This is a genomic window from Paractinoplanes toevensis, assembly GCF_018332695.1.
In the GTDB taxonomy this organism is placed as follows: Bacteria; Actinomycetota; Actinomycetes; order Mycobacteriales; family Micromonosporaceae; genus Actinoplanes; species Actinoplanes toevensis.
On sequence record NZ_BOQN01000071.1, the window covers coordinates 31,903 to 49,666 of the forward strand.

The window sequence follows — 17,764 nt, forward strand, 5'->3', positions numbered from 1 at the left end:
GGCGGACACCGGGTCCGGCCGAGCAGAGGGAGCGACCATGCCCCAGTACCTCATCTACTTCAACCAGCAATGGGTGGGTGACCACACCGAGGAGTGGTTCCGCGGCCGCGGGCCACTCGCCCGGGCGGTGGTCGACGAGATCAAGGACGCCGGAGCGCTCGTCGCCGCGGGAGGTCTGGAGGAGGACGGCCCGGTCTTCAGCGCCGACGCCACGAGCGGCACCGTGTTGTTCACCGACGGGCCCTACGTCGAGACCAAGGAGTTCCTCGGCGGACTGACCATCGTGGACGTGCCCGACGAGGCGGCGGCCCGGATGTGGGCCGGCAAGATCGCGGAAGCGTGTGGCTGGCCCCAGGAGGTTCGCCGGCTCAAGTAACGCCGAGCTGAGGATCGGGACCGCCGTCCGGGGCGGCTTCGACCACCCAGGCACGGGAATCGAGCCAGACGCCGTCCTCTCTCAGATGGGCGGTGAATGTCCGGCGTAGATGGTCGTCCGCGGTGGTCGGGACCCAGCCGTGGACCCAGTCGAGGGCGGCGGTCACGTCCGGGCCGTAGTAGACCGGCTCGTCGACCTCGGTGAAGGTGACGCCGGTGAAGCCGGCCGCCTGCAGAATCCCGGTCACGGTCGGCGGGTCGGCCAGCGAGAACGGGTTCGGCCCCGCGCCGGCACCGGCCGCGCCGAGCGCCCGGCGGATCTCGACGGCCCACTCGTTGCGGTCGGCGGCCTGCCAGACCATCATCACCAGCCGTCCGGACGGTCGCAGCGCGCGCCGGATGTTGACGAACGCGGCGACCGGGTCGGCGAAGAACATCGTGCCGAACCGGCTGATCGCCAGGTCGAAGTGCGCCGGCGGAAACGGGTACAGCTGCGCGTCGGCCTGCTCGAAGGTGACGTCAGGGTGCGGCTCCGCGCGGGCGCGCTCGATCGCGGCCGCCGAGATGTCGACGCCGAGAACACTCCGGGCGGTCTGCGCGACCTGCCGGGTCGTCGCGCCGGCACCGCAGCCGATGTCGAGGACGCGGTCGCCCGGCCGGACGCCGATGGCCCGGTGCAGCACGGCGTTGTGCCGCCGAAGCTCGTCGTCGTAGTTCATGCCAGCAGGGTCTCGAGTCGGGCGCGGTCGGGAAGTTCCTGCTCGATCGCGTACGGAAGGGCTTCCGCCCACAGGTCGCGGGCCGCACCGAGCCGGCCGAGGGCGGCGTGGGCCTGCCCGATCAGGATGCGCAGCCGCATCGCGGGCAGGCGGTAACCGGCCTTCTCGTGCTCGGCCAGCGCCGCGAGACCCACCTCCAGGGCCTTCTCCGGGCGGCCGGCGGCCAGGTGGGCCTCGACGATCGCGGCGTACGCCAGATCGTCGCCGGTATAGCTGGACATGCCCCGGCTCAGCAACTCCTCCAGGGCCGTCGCCCAGGATTCGGCCTCGGTGGCCCGGCCGGTGCGGGCGCAGACCAGGACCAGCCCGGACAGCGCGTCGTACACGTCGAGTTCGCTGCCCGCCTCGCCGGCCGCGACGTGCGCGCTGAGCAGCAGCGGTTCGGCGGCCGCCGGGTCACCCAGTTCGAGGTGGGTCAGGGCCATGCCGACCTGGGCGGTCGCGACCAGCATCGGATCACCGGTGCGCTCGGCGAACCGGTGGCTGGCGGCGTCGAGCCGCAGCGCCTCGGCGTGGTCGCCGCGGATCCGCCGGATGATGGCCAGGTTGCTGCAGGCGATGCCCTCGACCGCGGTGCGGATCATGTCGTCCGGCTGAACGTCCTCGAAGAGGCGCAGGGCGCGGTTGATGTCGCCGGTCCGGATCGAGACGTCGCCCAGGTTGCCGGTGGCGACCTGACTGCCGTGCGCGTGCCCGGCCAGGTGGAAGAGTTCGCGGGCGGCGGCGTACTCGTCGACCGCCGCGTCCAGCAGCCGCAGGTTGATGCACGCGAAGCCCAGGCACATGTGGCATTGGGCCCGGCCGACGGTGTCGCCGGCGGCCTCGGCCGCGCGCAGCCCGGTGCGGGCCAGGGCGAGTTGCGCGACGCCGGCGCCGCGGGTGTAGAGGAAGTAGCCGAGGCTCTGCACGATGTGCCAGGAGAACGGCGCCGGGCCGTGTTCGGCGGCGTGGGCCACGGCCGCGGTCAGGTTGGCAAGCTCGGTCTCGATCCAGACACCGGCGTCCTCGGGGCCGGTGCACCGGTGCGGTGTGCCGGTCATCCCCAGCGGGCTGCGGTCCTCGATCCACCGACCGGGGAAGATCGTCTCGACCGCGGCGTCGGCGCTGAGCAGGTACCACGAGAAGAGCCGGTGGAGAGCCTCCGGCGGCTCACCGGCGGCCCGCCGCCGGGCGTACAGCGACAGCAGGTCGTGGCTGCGGAACCGGTCCGGCGCGGGTTCCGCGACCAGGTGGGCCGCGATGAGTTCGTCGAGTTCCGGCACCGGGTCGCTCAGATCCCGGTCCAGCAGCACCGCGGCGGCCTCCCGGCTGACCTCCGGCCCCGGGACCAGGCCGAGCAGCCGGAACAGGCGCTGCGCCTCGCCCGGCAGGGCCCGGTAGGAGATGTCGAAGGCGGCGGCGACCGCGCTCTCCGGGTCGCCGACCACCTGCAGCCGACCGAGCAGGTCGGTGCCGCGCAGCTCACGCACGGCGGCCGCGACGGTGTGGTGGGGCCGGGCCGCCAGGTTGGCGGCGACGATGCGCAGCGCGAGCGGCAGGTGCGCGCACAGCCCGGCCAGCTCGGCGGCGGCCTCCGGTTCCGCGCTGACCCGGGCCTCGCCCAGGTGGGTGGCGAGCAGGTTCATCGACTCGCTCGCGGCGAGAGTGTCCAGCGTGACCCGGGCCGCGCCCTCGCGCACCACCAGACCGGTCAGGGCGTCCCGGCTGGTGATCAGCGCGTGGCAGCCGGCCCCGCTGGGCACCAGCGGGCGCACGTGCGCGGTGTCCACGACGTTGTCCAGCACGACGAGCACCCGGCGGCCGGCCAGGATCGACCGGTAGAGGCCGGTCTGCAGCGCCAGGTCGGCCGGGATCCGCTCACCCGGCACCCCGAGCGACTGCAACAGCAGCGACAGCGCCTCGACCGGCGCGATGGTCGGGTCGCCGGAGTGTCCGCGGAGGTCGAGGTAGAGCTGACCGTCCGGGAACCGCTCGGTGATCCGGTGCGCCCAGTGCACGGCCAGCGCGGTCTTCCCGACCCCGGCGGTCCCGGTGATGATGGTAGCCGGCGCTTGCCCGGACGTGGCGAGCAACGCGTCGAGTGCGTCCCGCCGCCCGGCGAAACCGGCCACGTCCGACGGCAGCTGCCGCGGCGTCCAGCCGTGCTCGGCGGCAGGCTCCGGCGGCAGAAAAGGCGACGGGTCAGGCGGCAGGAAAGTGGCGGAAACCGCGCGCCACGCCCGCTCCCACGCGGCAACGTCGGCCGGCTGGGCACCGCAGGCGATGACGACCGCCCGGACGATCTCCAGCGACGGTAGCCGCCGCCGGTTCAGGTTGAAGGCGTCGGACAGCGTGCTGGTGGCCACCCCGGTGCGCCGGCGCAACACGTCCAGCGACGGATTGCCGCCCCACACCTTGGCGTCACGCAGCGCACGGACGAATCCGGCGACATCGACCGTCTCGTCCGGCCGGGGAAAGGTCGACACCCGTCACAGTCTAGAGATCGCATCCGGATCCGGCCGGATCCCACCGAAAAGCTCGCCGGACTCCACTCCGGACAGATCGGATGACGGTGACGACACACCGAGCACCGGAGGTTCCGATGACCACTACGCCGAGCCGCGCCCGCGACCTGCCGAGCCTCTCCTAATTCCGTCGACGGCGACGCGGATGGCGGCGGGCGGCAACGGCCGCCACCTCGCCGCCGGCCACGATCGCCGCGCCCGGAAGGCCGGCCAGATGGATAACAAGGACCATTCCGCCGATGTGACGCATGACGTCAGCGGTCTCGATCGCCAGCAGCGCCTGGTCGGTCGCACCGATGGTGTCAATCAGTTCGGCGCTGCTGCCGATGGGGTCGTAGAGCAGGGCGACCGGCCGACCGCGAAGCTGCGTGTGCCACACGGGCCGATGTAGGCGGTGCTGGTCGAGGGACTCGGTCCGCAGTTTGGTGACCGCGTCTCGGACCGCGGAGAACTCCTCGTCCACCCGCCGCCGAACCCATCCGCCCTCGAGCAGGGCCGCGCTCGTGCCATCGACGCGATAGCCGGTCGGCGTGAGGCCAAGCCAGCGTTCGACGAACCAGGCCACGGTGTCGGTGTCGCCGTCGAGCACGGCTCCACGAGCGAGCATGGCCGCGGCGAGGGTGAGCCGGGCGACCTCCCGCTGTTCGCCGGTGGTGTGCCGAACAAGATCACACCATCGCCGCAGAACCGCCCGGAGCGCAGGCACGATGCTGACGTCGTTCTGACCGGCGAGCAGCCTCATCGGCATCGCCGGCCGGACGGTCGGTTCCAGGGTGGCCGCGGTGGCGTCCCGAGATTGTGCGCCAACCGATCGGACCAGGGCCACCGAGGGCCGGCTCAACGCGCGCCAGACCGCACCCGCCGGCGGCGCAACCAGGTTCAGTCGCCCGTAGGCGTCGGCGGCCTCGGCGAGCACTTCGTCATTGAGCTTCTCGATGTCGTCGTGTGCACTGGCGGCCCCGAGGCGGCGCAGGTGCCCGACACCCTGCCCCGCGTCCCCGGCCTCGAGGATGCTCCACACCGGTTCGAGGACTGGTTTTACTACACCAGGAACGCGTGATGTGGGTCACATCTAGTAGGTAAGCGCGATCAGCTCCCGAAGCTCTTCCACCGCGACCGGCGACAGCTCCTTTTCGGCGGCTCGCAGCAGTCCCGCTCGCAGCAAGTCGTAGATCTCCGTCTGGGTGTCGGACGGCAGGTCGGGGATCCACAGGCTGCCGAGGTTCTCCTCGATCACCGTGCGCAGCCATTCGGCGGTCGCGGCGTCGGAGAGGCGGGGGATCAGGTATTCCAGGGTCCAGTCGAAGAGGCCGCCGGAGGACTGCCAGTCCCGGCCGGGGCGGACCATGATCAGCGCGGCCATCAGTGCCCCAGGGTGAAGACGCGCGGGGACAGCCGGTGTTCCGCGATGAACAATTCGATGACCTCGATCTGAGTGGGGGTGAACAGCGAGACGTCCACCGGCACGAATTGTGCCTTGTTCAGGTGCAGCAGGATCTGTTCCGAGAAACGCCGCCACTGTCGCTCGAAGCGGAACGCCGAGAACGGCCCCACCGCGTCGTAGGAGACGCCGAACTGGTCGAACCAGTCGGCCCGAGACCAACGCGGCGCTCGGGTCAGCCTGACCCCGAGCGCCGCTTCGATGCGTACAGCCGTTATCGCCTCGTTGTGGCGATATCGGCCGGTTGCCGTATCCATCCCGAGCGCGCGTATGCGATCCGTGTCCAAGAGCATGATCGTCATCCGCCACCTCCGGGTTGGTCAGCGCTTTACTCGCTCTGGTCGATGTGCTCCGGGCTCCCGCTGCTGCGGGATGGTGCGCGCCACGGTGGGCGGGATCGGGGTGACCACCACGGGCGATCCGCCCTGGCCGACACCCGCGTAGATGACCGGACGACTGCCGCGCAGCGCCGCGCCGTGGATCAGGCCGATGCCGGCCACCGCCACGAACGCGGCCGGCACCGACCACACCAGGGCGGAGTCGGCCGGCACCCCGAGCAGCGACGGGATGTTCCAGAAGGCCAGGTAGCCGAGGGTGCCGAGAGCCACCGTGGACAGGATCGGGGCGACGAACCGGCCCCACGTGCCCTCGCCGTTCGGCACCCGGTTGAGGTGCAGCAGGGCGGCGAGCGCGGTGGCCAGCAGGACGACCAGGATGCCGAGCCCGCCGATCACGCCGAGCCGGTGCGCGAGGATCGACGGCGTGCGCACCCCGGCCAGGTAGGCCGCGGCGAGCGCGATCGCGGTCACCGCCGAGAGGGTCAGCGCGGCTGTGCGCGGCACGTGGGTGCGGGGTGCGGTGCGGGCGAACGCCCGGGGCAGGGCGTGTTCCTTGCCCATCGCGTACAGATATCGGGACATCGGGTTGTGCAGCGCGAGCATCGCGGCGATCAGGCCGGCGAGCAGCACGATCCGGCCGGCGGTGACGGCCCACGGCGCCAGCCGGGCCGCGGCCAGGTCGAAGACCAGCTCACTGCCGCGGGCTCGGGCGAGGGCGGTGATCTCGCCGGGGCCGGCCCCGGCACTGAACGACCAGGAGACCCCACCCAGGAACAAGGCCAGGACCACCACCGATGCGTACGCGGCGTAGCCCGCCTCCCGCCGCGGGCGCATGGTCTCCTCGGCGTACGTGCCGGCGGTCTCGAACCCGATGAAGGCCAGCACGCCGACCGCGAGCAGCAGGCCCAGGGCGGGCCGGTCGACGGCGCTCGACGGCAGGATCGAGTCGGCGCTGAGCCGGCCGCCGGCCGGGTCGAGCAGGTTGGCGGTGGCGAACCCGGCGGCGACCGCGAGCTCGGCCAGCACGAGCAGGGCGAGCAGTCCACTGGCGATCTCGACCCGGACCGTGCTGAGCACCGTGACCAGCAGCCAGCAGACCCCGGCCACCATCCACCAGGCGGCCTCGACGCCGAACCAGCTGTGCAGCAGAGGTGCCGCCGCGACCCCGGCGACGCCGTAGATCCCGAGCTGAACGGCCAGGTAGGAGGCGATCGCGAGCCAGGCGCCGGCCAGGCCGGCCGGGCGGCCCAGGCCTCGGGAGACGTAGGTGTACAGCGCACCGGCGTACGGCGCCCGGTGCACCATGGCCGCGTAGGCGCCGGCGAACAGGAGCAGGACGACCGCGATCGCGGCGAAGGTCAGTGGGATGAGAGGCCCGCCGCCTCGGGCGTAGGCGGCGGGCACGACGCTGGTCAACACGGCGAGCGGCGCAGTCGCGGCAAGCGCGAAGAACGTGACGGCGGCCGCGCCGATGCGGCTGGGGGCGAGGGTCGGCAAAACCTCGGGGGTTCCCACGGATCCATTGAGCCTGATCGGCCCCGAACTGACAACAGCCCGTGTTGTTTCACTCACTTTCGGTCAGTAGGTTGGCACAGACCCGCCCTGACCTCAGGGTTCTATGAGAATTTTCCGACCGACGCCCGCGCGGAACTGTTCCAGAGCCGTGGAGTACGAGGTCAGCGGGAATCTATGAGAGACGAAGATCGATGGATCCAGCACCCCCGCGGCGAGCATCTGCCCGGCCCGGTCGAAGCTGTGCAGCACGGCCATCGAACCGGTGATGGTGATCTCCCGCCGATAGATCTCGTACGGTTCGATCGCCACCCGCGCGTCGTAACTCGCCACTCCGAACTGGAGGAACGTCCCGCCCCGGCCGACCCGGGGCAACCCGTCCCGGATCGCCGCCTCCACGCCCGTACAGTCGATGACCACGTCGAATCCGCGGGGCGCGACCAACTCGTCGGCGGACGCGACGGCTGCGGAGCAGCCGAGCCGGGACGCCGTGGCCAGTCGTTCCGGGTTGAGATCGACCACCGAGACCGACTCGGCGCCCGCCCGTTTCGCGAGCTCGAGCATCATCAGGCCCATCGTTCCGGAGCCGTAGATCAGGTAGGACGAGGCCATCTGCCGGGGCAGCACGTCGAAGCCGCGCAGCGCACACGAGAGCGGCTCGATCAGGGCGGCGTCCCGCGCGGCCAGGTGCGCCGGCAGGGCGAACAGGTTGGCCATCGGCGCGACCACGAACTCGGCCGCGCCGCCGGCCACCGTCACCCCGATCGCGGCCCAGTTCTCGCACTGGTTACCGCGGGCGCGCTTGCAGTAGTAGCAGTACCCGCAGTACAGCGACGGGTCGACGGCCACCTGGTCGCCCACCCGGTAGCCGGTGACCGCCGACCCCACCGCGACGATCTCGCCGGCCATCTCGTGGCCGGGCACGATCGGGAACGACGGGGCGAACTCGCCGTCCATGATGTGCAGGTCGGTGCCGCAGATGCCGACCGCGGCCGGCTTGACCACCACGTCGGTCGGGCCGGGCGCCGGGTCCGGGATCTCCGAGATCTCCAGGATCCCGGGCGTGACGACGACGGCAGCCCTCACTTGACGGCTCCCATCGACAGGCCGCGGACCAGCTTGTTCTGCGCCAGCCATCCGGCGATGAGCACCGGCAGCGACACCAGCGTCGCGGCCGCGCACAGCCGGGCCAGGAAGAGCCCCTCGGACGAGATGAAACCGACCAGGAAGATCGGCGCGGTGCCGGCCGCGGTGGCGGTCAGGTTCACCGCCAGGAAAAACTCGTTCCAGGCGAAGATGAAGCAGATCAGCGCGGTGGCGGCGAGACCGGGCGAGACGATCGGCATGATGATTTTGCGGATCGAGGTGATCAGGCCGGCGCCGTCCACCTCGCCGGCTTCGAGGACCTCGCGCGGCACCTCCAGGAGGAAGGACCGCATCATCCAGACCGCGAGCGGCAGGTTCATCGACGTGTAGAGGATGACCATGGTCCAGATGTTGTCGAGCATGCCGAGGTGCTTGGCCAGCAGATAGACCGGCAGCAGCGCGGCCACGGCCGGCATCATCTTGGTGCTGATGAAGAAGAACAGCGTGTCGGTCCACTTCGCCACCGGGCGCAGCGAAAGGGCGTACGCCGCCGGGGTGGCCAGCAGGATGACCAGCAGGGTGGAGAAGATGCTGGCCATCAGCGAGTTCAGCAGGTACGGCGTGATGTTGCGGTCGAAGATCTGCGCGTACTGGTCGAGCGTGGGCGTGAAGGTCCAGCTCGGCGGGTTGCTGGCGGCGGCCTGCTCCTGCTTGAAGCTGGTGAGCACCATCCAGATGACCGGGAAGACGAAGATGATTCCGGCGATCCAGGCGACCGTGCCCCAGATCGTGTTGTGCAGCCTCGCCCTCATCGGTTGTCCTCCATCCGGAAGAGGCTGGAGATGACCCGCAACGCGAACGTCGCCACGATGATCGTCAGGATCACCACGACCACGCCGGCCGCCGATGCCTCGCCGTACTCGAACTTGCGGAACGTGGTCAGGTAGATCTCGTACGGCAGGTTGGTGGTCGCCGTGCCCGGACCGCCCTGGGTGATCGTGAAGATCGCGTCGAACGTGTTGACCAGGTAGATCGAACCGAGCAGCGCGCCGAGCTCCAGGTACTGCCGCAGGTGCGGGAGGGTCATCCGGCGGAAGATCTGCCAGGCGTTCGCGCCGTCCACGCGGGCCGCCTCGAGCACTTCGGTCGACTGCGACTGCAGGCCGGCCAGCAGGATCAGCATCATGAACGGCGTCCACTGCCAGACCAGCGTGGCGATCACGGCCGCCTTCGGGTACGACGAGATCCAGTCGGTCGACCCGCCGAAAATGCCGTTGATCAGGCCGTACGCCGGGTTGAAGATCGCATGTTTCCAGAGCAGCGCGGCCGCCACCGGCATGATCAGGAACGGCGTGATCAGCAGGGTCCGCACGATCGAGCGGCCGATGAACTTCCGGTCCAGCAGCAGGGCCAGCATCAGCCCGAGGATGATCGAGAAGAGCACCGCCCCGGCCGTCAGCAGGACCGTGTTGAACAGCGCCGACCGCAGCCGGGTGTCGTTGAAAACGGTGATGTAGTTGTCCAGCCCGACGAACGGCTTGTCACCGGGGCGCAGCGCGTTCCAGCTCAGCGTGGACAGGTAGAGCGTGTAGAGGAACGGCACCTGCGTGACGACCAGCGCGAAGATCAGCGCAGGCAGCAGCGGTGCCCGGCGCACCCAGCGATCCTTGGCTCCGCCCTTGGTGGGCGGGACGGGCGCCTGGGTGCGCTCGTCCCGCCGGGCCACCATCGTGGTCATCTACTTGTACTTCTTCGCCACATCTTCGGCCTGCTTCTGACCGTCGGCGAGCGCCTTGTCGACCGTGTTGCTGCCGGCTATCGAAGCGCTCACCTCCTGCGACACCTTGGTGCCGAGGTCGGCGAACTCGGGGATGCCGACGAACTGCACGCCCAGCGCGGGCCGGGGCTGCACGCCCGGGTTGGTCGGGTCGGCGTGCTCGATCGAGCCGAGCGTGATGTCGGCGAACGCGGCGGCCGAGGCCTTGTACTCCGGGATCGAGTAGGTCGAGGTGCGCTTACCCGAGGGCACCCGGGACCAGCCGAGCTTCTCGCCGACCAGCTTCTCGTAGTCCTTGCTGGTCGCCCACGAGATGAACTTCCAGGCGGCGTCGGCCTTCTTGGTGGTCTTCGGCATCGCCCACGCCCAGGTCCACAGCCAGCCCGAGTACTCGGTCTTGTTCACCGGCGCGTACGCGTAGCCGACCTTGCCCGCGACCTTGCTGGCGTTCTTGTCCTCCAGGGTGCCGGCGGCCGAGGTGGCGTCGTACCACATGGCGGCCTTGCCCTGGCCGAACGTGTTCAGGCACTCGGTGAAGCCGGCCTGCGGTGCGCCCGCCTCGCCGTGCTTCTTGACCAGGTCGACGTAGAAGTTGGTGGCCGCGGTGAACTCCGGGGAGTTGACCTTGGGCGTCCAGTCCTTCTCGAACCAGGTGCCGCCGTAGGTGTTGACCACGGTGGTGAGCGGCGCGAACAGCTCACCCCAGCCGGGCAGGCCGCGGAGGCAGATGCCGGCGACGCCCTTGCTCTTGTCGTCGAGCTTGGCCGCGAAGTCGGCGACCTGCGCCCAGGTCGGGTGCTCGGGCATGGTCAGGTTCTTGGCCGCGAAGAGTTCCTTGTTGTACATGAGGAACGACGACTCGCCGTAGAACGGTGCGGCGTACATCTTGCCGTCCTCGCCGGTCAGCGACTCGACCATCGGCTTGAGCAGGTCGCCGGAGTCGTACGCGGAGTCGGCCTGGGCCTGCGTCGACAGCTCGTGCAGCCAGTTGTTCTTGGCCCAGATCGGCACCTCGTACGCGCCGACGGTGGCCACGTCGTACTGTCCGCCCTGGTTTGCTACGTCCTGGGTGACTTTGTCGCGAAGCTCGTTCTCCGGGAGGATCGTGAACTTCACGGTGATCCCGGTCTGCTTGGTGAAGTTGTCGGCGGTCAGCTTCTGGATGTCTTCCATCTGCGGGTTGCCGACCATCAGCGCGGTGATGGTGGTGGCACCGGAGTCGCCGCTGTCGCCGCCGGTCGAGCCGGCGCCGGAGCAGCCGGCGGTCAGCAGCAACAGGCCGGCCGCCGCTATGGCAAGTTTTTTGGGCATAGTGGAACCTCCGTTTTATTCGAAAACGGCTTCGGGGTTTTCTGGCAAAATCAGACGCGAATTACCTGCGGACCGAGCCGGGAATAGCGGTGGGCCTCGGAAACCGGCAGGGCGGTGTCGGTGATCAGTGACTCGAAATCAGAGATCTCGGCGAAACGGCAGAACGTGCGTACGCCGAATTTGGTGTGCAAGCCGGCGAAAATGCGCCGGCGGGAGGCCCGGACGGCATGTGCCTTGATGTCCGCGACGGCCGGGTCCGGGGTGGTGAGCCCCGCCTCCCGGGAGATGCCGTTCGCGCCGACGAAGGCCAGGTCGATGACGAACCCGGACAGCATCCCGGCCGCCCAGTGGTCGACGGTGGCCAGCGTGCGACCGCGGACCCTGCCCCCGAGCAGGAGAACCGTGGCCGGCGAGTTCGCGGCGAGCCAGGCCGCGGTGTTCAGGGAGGCGGTGACCACGGTGAGCGGCCGGTCGGTCGGGAGCGCCTCGGCGATCAGCTGCGGCGTGAAGCCCTCATCGATGAAGATGGTCTCGGCGTCGCCGATGAGGCCGGCCGCGGTGGCCGCGATCCGGCGTTTCTCCGGCACCCCGCGGGTGGTGCGGATCGCCAGATCGGTTTCGAATTTAGCGGTCTCCACCGGGTACGCACCGCCATGCGTACGACGGATCAGGCCGTTTTTTTCCAGCAGCCGCAGATCGCGGCGAATTGTTTCGGCCGAGACGTTCAGTTCGGCGGCGAGTTTGGCGACATTGACCTCGCCGTGTCGGCGGGCCAGCGCGACGATCTGATGCTGTCGCTCGTCCCCATTCATCCGCACCCCTCGACTCGATTAACCGTGGACTATTTGTAACACCGGAGAAACTTGTGGTCCGCATCACCACTCAGGCAAGTTAGTTGTTTACTTGCCCGCTTGGCCATCATGAGTTCGCGGTACATTGCCCCCTCTGGGGTATAAATCCGGCAAATCATCTGACCGTTTGTTCCAGAAGCGTGACCGGTTCCTGCCCGAGGTGTGCAACCCGGGCTTTCCTCAAGTGCCACAGGTCCCGGCCGACATGGGATGCGTGCTAGCAACTCAGCAACTGACGGAGTTCCTCTCCGTCGTCGCCGAACGGCCCGACAGCCCGGCCGTGCAGCATGCTGCCGTGGGCTGCGCCGCTCGGGCCCTCCACGCCGACGTGGCCGTCCTGCTGATCGACGAGGGCGTGGCCGCCACCGTCGGGGTGAACGCCGACGACGTACCCGTCTATGCGCTCGGGGAGGTCGCCGCCGGGCACCGCAACAGCCTCGACCTGGCCGGCCGCCGCTACGCGGTGACGTTCGCCCTGCTCGACGGCGGGGTCAACGGCGTACTCGTGCTGGGTCGGCCGGACGACCGGGCGTTCACCGTCGACGAGGTCTGCCTGCTACGCAACATGGCCCGGGTCTTTCAGCTGAGCCTCAGCTCGGTGCAGATGTTCGCGAACGAACGCCGCTACACCGAGGAGAACGACCGCCTGCTCGACTCGCTCCAGCAGCGGCAGCGCCTTTTCGAGAAGCTCACCGAGGTGCAGCGGGCCATCGCCCGCCGGTCCCCGCTCGACAAGATCCTGGCAACCGTCACCAGTTCGGCCCGCGAGCTGCTCAACGTCGAGATGGCCAGTCTCAACCTGGTCGACCGGGACGACCCCACGACCGGCAGCATGGCCGCCGCGTCCGGCGTACCGGAAGAGGTCGTGGCGCAGGTCGACCGCATGCCGCTCGCCGCCGGGGGTGTCTCCGGCCTCGCCATCCTGGGCGACGAACTGGTCATGGTCGAGGACTACCAGGCCTCCCCGATCGCCATGCCGACCATGATGAAAGCGCGGCTGCGCTCGGTGATGGCCACCCCCGTGCACGAGAACGGGCACGCCGTCGGCAGCCTCACCGTCGGCATGTACAGCGAAGCCCGCGAGTGGGACAAGCCGGCCCAGGAGATGCTGCGGGCGTTCGCCGAGCACATCAGCCTGGCCATCACCGACGCGCGCACCCTGGAAGCGATGAACCAGGCCTTCCTGGACTCGCTGACCGGGCTGCCCAGCCGCTCGCTCTTCCAGACCCGGATGGAGGAGACCCTGGCCGCCGACCACGGCGGCCTCGCCGTGCTCTTCATCGACCTCGACCGCTTCAAGATGGTCAACGACTCGCTCGGCCACGCCGCCGGCGACCAGCTGCTGGCCGGGGTCGCCGAGCGCATCCTGGTCTGCCTGCGCGACGACGACATCGCGGCCCGCCTCGGCGGCGACGAGTTCGCCGTCCTGCTGCCCGGCCTCGGCTCACCCGCGGAGGCGGTGCCGATCGCGAACCGCGTGCTGGAACAGCTGCGGGCACCCTTCGAACTCAACGGCGCCGAGGCGTACGTGACCGCCAGCATCGGCATCGCGTACTGCCCGGCCGGCTCGCCCGAGCCGCCGAGCGCGCAGGACCTGATGGTCGACGCCGACCTCGCCATGTACCAGGCGAAGAAGCACGGCAAGGACAAATTCGAGATGTTCGAGCCGGGCATGCGGGTCGCCTTCCAGGCCACCATCGACATGGAGAGCGACCTGCGCCGCGCGGTCGTCCGGCACGAGTTCGAACTGCGCTACCAGCCCATCGTCCGGCTCAACTCCGGCGAGATCACCGGCGTCGAGGCGCTGATCCGCTGGATGCACCCCGAGCGCGGCGTCGTCCCGCCGGTCGAGTTCATCCCGCTCGCCGAGGAGACCGGCCTGATCGTGCCGATCGGCGAATGGGTGCTGCGCGAGGCGACCCAGCAGGTGGCCGCCTGGAACACCCGCCGCTCCGGGCGCCCGCTGACGGTCAGCGTGAACATCTCCGCCGTCCAGCTGGAACACAGCGTGCTGCCCGAGATCGTGCAGTCGGCGCTGGACGCGTCCGGCTTGCGTGCCGACCGGCTGACCCTCGAACTCACCGAGAGCCTGCTCGTCGACCACCGCCCGGAGACCCTGCAACGCCTTCATGACATCAAAGCCTTGGGCGTACGCCTGGCCATCGACGATTTCGGTACGGGTTACTCGTCGCTCGCCTACCTGCGCCAGTTCCCGGTCGACATCATCAAGATCGACAAGTCCTTCGTGGACGACGTCGTCGACGAGCCGACCGCGGCCGCCCTGACCCACGGCATCATCCAGCTGGGCCGGGCCCTCTCCCTGTCGACGATCGCCGAGGGCATCGAACACGCCGGCCAACTGACCTCGCTGGCCGGCGGCAACTGCGAACTGGGCCAGGGCTACTACTTCGCCGAGCCGCTGACCCGCTCCGACTTCGACGACCTGCTGTTCCCGATCGACGTGCCCGGCGAGTGCGATTGACCCGCGACCGGCCTAACGTCGGGGAATGCTCGAGTCCATCTACCGCGAGTACCTCGCCGCGCTCAACGAACGACGCCTGGACGACCTGAATCGCTTCGTGCACGACGAGCTGACCTACAACGGCGAGCCGATGACCCGCGGGCAGTACCGAGACCTGATCGCCGCCGACATCGAGGCGGTCCCCGACCTGTTCTACGACGCCCGCATCATCGTCACCGACGACACCCGGGTGGCCTGCCGCCTGCTCTTCAGCTGCACGCCGCAGCGGGACTTCCTCGGCTTCACCCCGGACGGCCGCCGCCTGACCTTCGCCGAACACGTCTTCTACGACTTCCGCGACGGCCGGATAGCCGCCGTGTCCTCCCTGATCGACCGCCACGCCATCCAGACCCAGCTGAACTCGCCCTGAGGTCACGCACTCCGGCGCAGAGCCGGCCGGATCGAGGTAGGCCGGGTCTCGTCGTCGCCGCGGACCCGGGCCGCGATCTCCTTGCGGACCTCGGCGGCCAGCGGCCGGAGCTCCGGTGCGCCGCGCTCGCCGGTGATGTAGCCCTGCACGTGCCGGATGCCGCTGCGATAGATCTGCCGGAGGGTGACCAGGGACTCCTCGTCCACTCCCTCGACGACCACCGCGCGGGGAGCGTCCATCGTCTGGCGAGCCACCGCCACGACCAGTTCGAGCTCCCGCGTCGCCAGCTCATGCTGCAGGATCGCGCGGTCGACCTTGATGTGGGTCAGCCGCAGGTCGACCATCCGGGCCAGCGAGGCGTGCCCGACCCCGAAGTCGTCGAGCGAGAACGCGACCCCGACGTCCTGGGCGATCGCCGCCAGCCGCTTGTTGAAGTAGTCGTGCGGAGCCTCGCCCCACTGCTCGCCGGCCCACGGCTCGATCGCGTCCTGCTCGGAGATCTCCAGCGTGACGGCGCCCGCGTCCAACTCCAGCTCGGAGATCAACTGGCGAAGTGTGTCGACGTAGGAGTCGTCGAGCAGCGAGCGCACCGACACGTTCACCGAGACCGGCTTCGGCTCGTCCGCGCTCCACGGGCTGTCGGCATGGGCCAGCTTGTACGCCGTCAGCGCCCGGCCCAGGATCGACCGGTCCCGCTCGACCACGAAGTGATCGCCCCAGGTGTGCGCGAGCTGCAGCATCGCGACCGGCGCGCGCTGGTCGTCCAGGGAACGACGGGCCAGGGCCTCGTAGCTGTACACCCCCACCTGGGTCCACGCCTCGCCGATCGTGACCACCGGCTGGAACACGATGCGGAACGACTCGAGCACCTCGCGGTAGAGGTCCAGGGCCCGCTCGAACATCTCGTCCGGGAGCCGTCCGAATACCGAACGCAGGGCGCTGAGGAAGTGGAGCTCCGACTCCTGCGGCGAATCGGCGGTGTTGGTGTGCCAGATGGTCTCCAGCACCTTGGCGCCGGTCTGGCCGAGCTCGACCAGCCACTCCGGCGGATCGACCACGGCCAGCAGGCGGGCCGTGCTCGACGCCGGTCCGAGCGGGGCGCACCACAGCCGGCGCGGCCCCTCGCTCGCGGTGTGCCCGAATCCCCGGGGCCAGGCGGCCTGCAGCAGATGGCGTACGGCGTCGAGGTCGAACCCGTCGGTGGCGTCGACCGCGACGTATCCGTCCTCGCCGCTGCCGAGATAGGCCACCGCACCGGCCCCGAGTGCCGACCGCACCCGCTCGACGTGGCCGACCATCGGCCCGTTGCGCGCCAGCCGCCGGATCAGCCGGGTCAGTTGGGGTGCGTGCCGGTCGAGCGGGTTGCCCAGCGGAACGATCGACACCTGGTCCGCGCCCGCGTGCCGCGGGTCGAGACCGCTCAGCGTCTCGACGGACGCGCCGTCGCGCAACGCCTCGAGGACGTGGTGGGTGAAGACCCCGTGCTGAAGCGTCGCATCCTCGCGAGCATCCGCGTCGGGCGCGCAGGCGACCAGAACGCCGTGCCGCGGGTCGTCGCGGCCACCGGCGTTGACCAGGTCGGTGCCCTGGAACGTGGCGGAATCGTCGGCCCGGCAGCAGTCCAGGATCGCCACGGCCGTCCCGCGGAAGTGCGGCAGGACGTCCCGGTTCAGGAAGGTCATGCGCAAGCCCGCGTCCGGTCGCTCCGGCAGCGCCGACTCATCGAGGTCCGGCGTCACCAGATAGAACTCCGTGCCGCGACTCCAGGACGGCTCGACCACCTGGCCGGCGTAATAGACCAGGAGGACATCGGACTCGTCGGACTCGAGCGCGATGCGGCGAAGGGTCCGCTTGATCTCGGCGGCCCGCACCCGCGATCCGGCGAACAACGTTATTTCGTACGCATCGCCCAGAACATCGTGAACCGCGACAGCATCTCGCTCGGCGTAGCGAAGGGGTGACATTGAGCTTCGAACGCCGACCCCATTGACTCCAATGATCACTGCGAGGCGTCGATGTGCCACCCAGAATCCCCGAAGGTGAGCGCTACCCGGATGTCTGGCCTAAGTGATACTAGTGGTCACCGGGTTAAGCAAGTTCGACCTGCGCCCCCTCGACATTTTCGATCATTTGCCGCAGCACCTTCAGCGCGACGACATAGTCCGCGTCGTCGACACCCCGGTGAATCAGAGCCCGGATCCGCGGGGCGTGCGACGCCAGATAGGCCCGCGCCGCGTCGCCGGCATCGGTGATTCGGCACAGGCCGTCGTCACAGGTCAGCCAGCCGCGCTCCAGCAGGACCTCCGCCTCGGCCGCCAGATCGTCCTCGGGCCGGAGATAGGAGGTCATCGCCTGCCGGAGTTCCGGGATCGACCGGCCCTGGCCGTCCGGTGACAGGTCGTTCTTCGAGAGGTTACGCAGGATCCAGAACTGCGGCTGGGTGAAACCCAGCTCGGCCTGACAGGCCCGGGTGAAGGCGATCAGCGCCGCATAGGCGACGCCGGTCCAGTAGGCAGCCGGCTGAGCGGCCAGCTCAGCATCGGAAAGGGTCTTCATGGCCGGAAACGTAGAACCTCAACCTCGCTCGAGGTCAAGGCACATTCGGCGGGACCGAAGTCCCGGCGCAGTGCGGGCAGCGCGTCGGGCACGGCGTCCCCGGCACCGCTCCCGACAAGCCACCGGCGTGCAGGATCGTCGCCACCGTGTCGTCCAGGGCGGACGCCTCCGGGATGACCTGTTCACCGGGGACGCCGAGCAGGTCCAGCCGCCGGTACCAGTCGCGCATCTCCCGCTCGCCGAACCCGGCGGTCGCCGCCCGGCCCGCGTGCCGCCGGACCGTCTCCTCGAACGACACGTCCAGGTAGAACACGAAGCTCGGCCCACCGTGCGTGCCGATCAG

At 69.6% G+C, this 17,764-nt stretch carries 17 protein-coding genes; 3 read left to right on the plus strand and 14 right to left on the minus strand.

The window, feature by feature from the left end; translation table 11 throughout:
• Nucleotides 1–37 precede the first annotated feature (37 nt).
• Nucleotides 38–376, plus strand: a complete 339-nt coding sequence (locus Ato02nite_RS28075) for a YciI family protein (RefSeq protein WP_213009641.1) — start codon at nucleotides 38–40, stop codon at nucleotides 374–376.
• On the opposite strand, the gene Ato02nite_RS28080 is transcribed toward Ato02nite_RS28075, so the two are convergent.
• The 11 genes from Ato02nite_RS28080 to Ato02nite_RS28130 form a co-directional block, all read right to left on the minus strand.
• Nucleotides 369–1,094, minus strand: a complete 726-nt coding sequence (locus Ato02nite_RS28080; RefSeq protein WP_213009642.1) for a class I SAM-dependent methyltransferase — start codon at nucleotides 1,092–1,094, stop codon at nucleotides 369–371. The two genes, Ato02nite_RS28075 and Ato02nite_RS28080, sit on opposite strands and share 8 nt — an antisense overlap.
• Entirely contained in the window at nucleotides 1,091–3,619 is a 2,529-nt protein-coding gene (locus Ato02nite_RS28085) for an ATP-binding protein (RefSeq protein WP_213009643.1), read from the minus strand. Before Ato02nite_RS28085 ends, Ato02nite_RS28080 begins: the two co-directional genes overlap by 4 nt.
• Before the next feature lie 160 nt (nucleotides 3,620–3,779).
• On the minus strand, nucleotides 3,780–4,679 hold the full coding sequence (locus tag Ato02nite_RS28090) for a hypothetical protein (RefSeq protein WP_213009644.1): 900 nt from the start codon (nucleotides 4,677–4,679) through the stop codon (nucleotides 3,780–3,782).
• 51 nt (nucleotides 4,680–4,730) lie between these two features.
• Nucleotides 4,731–5,021, minus strand: coding sequence for a hypothetical protein (locus Ato02nite_RS28095; RefSeq protein ID WP_213009645.1), 291 nt, complete (start codon nucleotides 5,019–5,021; stop codon nucleotides 4,731–4,733).
• Nucleotides 5,021–5,401 carry a hypothetical protein gene (locus tag Ato02nite_RS28100; RefSeq protein WP_213009646.1) on the minus strand — a complete coding sequence of 127 codons (381 nt, stop codon included), beginning with the start codon at nucleotides 5,399–5,401 and terminating at the stop codon, nucleotides 5,021–5,023. The genes Ato02nite_RS28095 and Ato02nite_RS28100 overlap by 1 nt, the downstream gene beginning before the upstream one ends.
• Nucleotides 5,402–5,419: 18 nt before the next feature.
• Entirely contained in the window at nucleotides 5,420–6,952 is a 1,533-nt protein-coding gene (locus tag Ato02nite_RS28105; protein WP_246607485.1) for an APC family permease, read from the minus strand.
• Nucleotides 6,953–7,045: 93 nt separating this feature from the next.
• Nucleotides 7,046–8,035: a zinc-dependent alcohol dehydrogenase family protein gene (locus tag Ato02nite_RS28110; protein ID WP_213009647.1), complete on the minus strand. Its 990-nt coding sequence runs from the start codon at nucleotides 8,033–8,035 to the stop codon at nucleotides 7,046–7,048.
• Nucleotides 8,032–8,847, minus strand: coding sequence for a carbohydrate ABC transporter permease (locus Ato02nite_RS28115; protein ID WP_203804106.1), 816 nt, complete (start codon nucleotides 8,845–8,847; stop codon nucleotides 8,032–8,034). The genes Ato02nite_RS28110 and Ato02nite_RS28115 overlap by 4 nt, the downstream gene beginning before the upstream one ends.
• Complete coding sequence (locus Ato02nite_RS28120; RefSeq protein ID WP_213009648.1) at nucleotides 8,844–9,773, minus strand: carbohydrate ABC transporter permease; 930 nt, start codon at nucleotides 9,771–9,773, stop codon at nucleotides 8,844–8,846. The genes Ato02nite_RS28115 and Ato02nite_RS28120 overlap by 4 nt, the downstream gene beginning before the upstream one ends.
• Complete coding sequence (locus Ato02nite_RS28125; protein ID WP_213009649.1) at nucleotides 9,774–11,123, minus strand: ABC transporter substrate-binding protein; 1,350 nt, start codon at nucleotides 11,121–11,123, stop codon at nucleotides 9,774–9,776.
• A 50-nt stretch (nucleotides 11,124–11,173) separates the two neighbouring features.
• Complete coding sequence (locus tag Ato02nite_RS28130; RefSeq protein ID WP_213009650.1) at nucleotides 11,174–11,935, minus strand: DeoR/GlpR family DNA-binding transcription regulator; 762 nt, start codon at nucleotides 11,933–11,935, stop codon at nucleotides 11,174–11,176.
• Between the two features lie 244 nt (nucleotides 11,936–12,179).
• Here Ato02nite_RS28130 and Ato02nite_RS28135 point away from each other — a divergent pair, with 244 nt between their 5' ends.
• Together Ato02nite_RS28135 and Ato02nite_RS28140 are read left to right on the plus strand one after the other, a co-directional pair.
• Nucleotides 12,180–14,456 carry a putative bifunctional diguanylate cyclase/phosphodiesterase gene (locus Ato02nite_RS28135; protein ID WP_213009651.1) on the plus strand — a complete coding sequence of 759 codons (2,277 nt, stop codon included), beginning with the start codon at nucleotides 12,180–12,182 and terminating at the stop codon, nucleotides 14,454–14,456.
• A gap of 25 nt (nucleotides 14,457–14,481) precedes the next feature.
• Nucleotides 14,482–14,865, plus strand: a complete 384-nt coding sequence (locus Ato02nite_RS28140; RefSeq protein ID WP_213009652.1) for an ester cyclase — start codon at nucleotides 14,482–14,484, stop codon at nucleotides 14,863–14,865.
• 2 nt (nucleotides 14,866–14,867) lie between these two features.
• On the opposite strand, the gene Ato02nite_RS28145 is transcribed toward Ato02nite_RS28140, so the two are convergent.
• The 3 genes from Ato02nite_RS28145 to Ato02nite_RS28155 form a co-directional block, all read right to left on the minus strand.
• The gene (locus Ato02nite_RS28145; RefSeq protein ID WP_307854016.1) at nucleotides 14,868–16,889 is read right to left on the minus strand and encodes an EAL domain-containing protein; all 2,022 of its coding nucleotides are present in this window, start codon (nucleotides 16,887–16,889) and stop codon (nucleotides 14,868–14,870) included.
• 64 nt (nucleotides 16,890–16,953) lie between these two features.
• Nucleotides 16,954–17,421, minus strand: coding sequence for a MarR family transcriptional regulator (locus Ato02nite_RS28150; RefSeq protein WP_213009653.1), 468 nt, complete (start codon nucleotides 17,419–17,421; stop codon nucleotides 16,954–16,956).
• Between the two features lie 34 nt (nucleotides 17,422–17,455).
• Nucleotides 17,456–17,734, minus strand: a complete 279-nt coding sequence (locus Ato02nite_RS28155) for a P-loop NTPase family protein (protein ID WP_213009654.1) — start codon at nucleotides 17,732–17,734, stop codon at nucleotides 17,456–17,458.
• Nucleotides 17,735–17,764 lie beyond the last annotated feature (30 nt).

Coding starts and splice junctions, on each gene's coding strand:
- Ato02nite_RS28130 (WP_213009650.1), bottom strand. CDS start 11,935: ATGAATGGGGACGAGCGACAGCATCAGATCGTCGCGCTGGCCCGCCGA.
- Ato02nite_RS28150 (WP_213009653.1), bottom strand. CDS start 17,421: ATGAAGACCCTTTCCGATGCTGAGCTGGCCGCTCAGCCGGCTGCCTAC.
- Ato02nite_RS28140 (WP_213009652.1), top strand. CDS start 14,482: ATGCTCGAGTCCATCTACCGCGAGTACCTCGCCGCGCTCAACGAACGA.
- Ato02nite_RS28120 (WP_213009648.1), bottom strand. CDS start 9,773: ATGACCACGATGGTGGCCCGGCGGGACGAGCGCACCCAGGCGCCCGTC.
- Ato02nite_RS28100 (WP_213009646.1), bottom strand. CDS start 5,401: ATGACGATCATGCTCTTGGACACGGATCGCATACGCGCGCTCGGGATG.
- Ato02nite_RS28115 (WP_203804106.1), bottom strand. CDS start 8,847: ATGAGGGCGAGGCTGCACAACACGATCTGGGGCACGGTCGCCTGGATC.
- Ato02nite_RS28075 (WP_213009641.1), top strand. CDS start 38: ATGCCCCAGTACCTCATCTACTTCAACCAGCAATGGGTGGGTGACCAC.
- Ato02nite_RS28125 (WP_213009649.1), bottom strand. CDS start 11,123: ATGCCCAAAAAACTTGCCATAGCGGCGGCCGGCCTGTTGCTGCTGACC.
- Ato02nite_RS28135 (WP_213009651.1), top strand. CDS start 12,180: ATGGGATGCGTGCTAGCAACTCAGCAACTGACGGAGTTCCTCTCCGTC.
- Ato02nite_RS28080 (WP_213009642.1), bottom strand. CDS start 1,094: ATGAACTACGACGACGAGCTTCGGCGGCACAACGCCGTGCTGCACCGG.
- Ato02nite_RS28095 (WP_213009645.1), bottom strand. CDS start 5,021: ATGGCCGCGCTGATCATGGTCCGCCCCGGCCGGGACTGGCAGTCCTCC.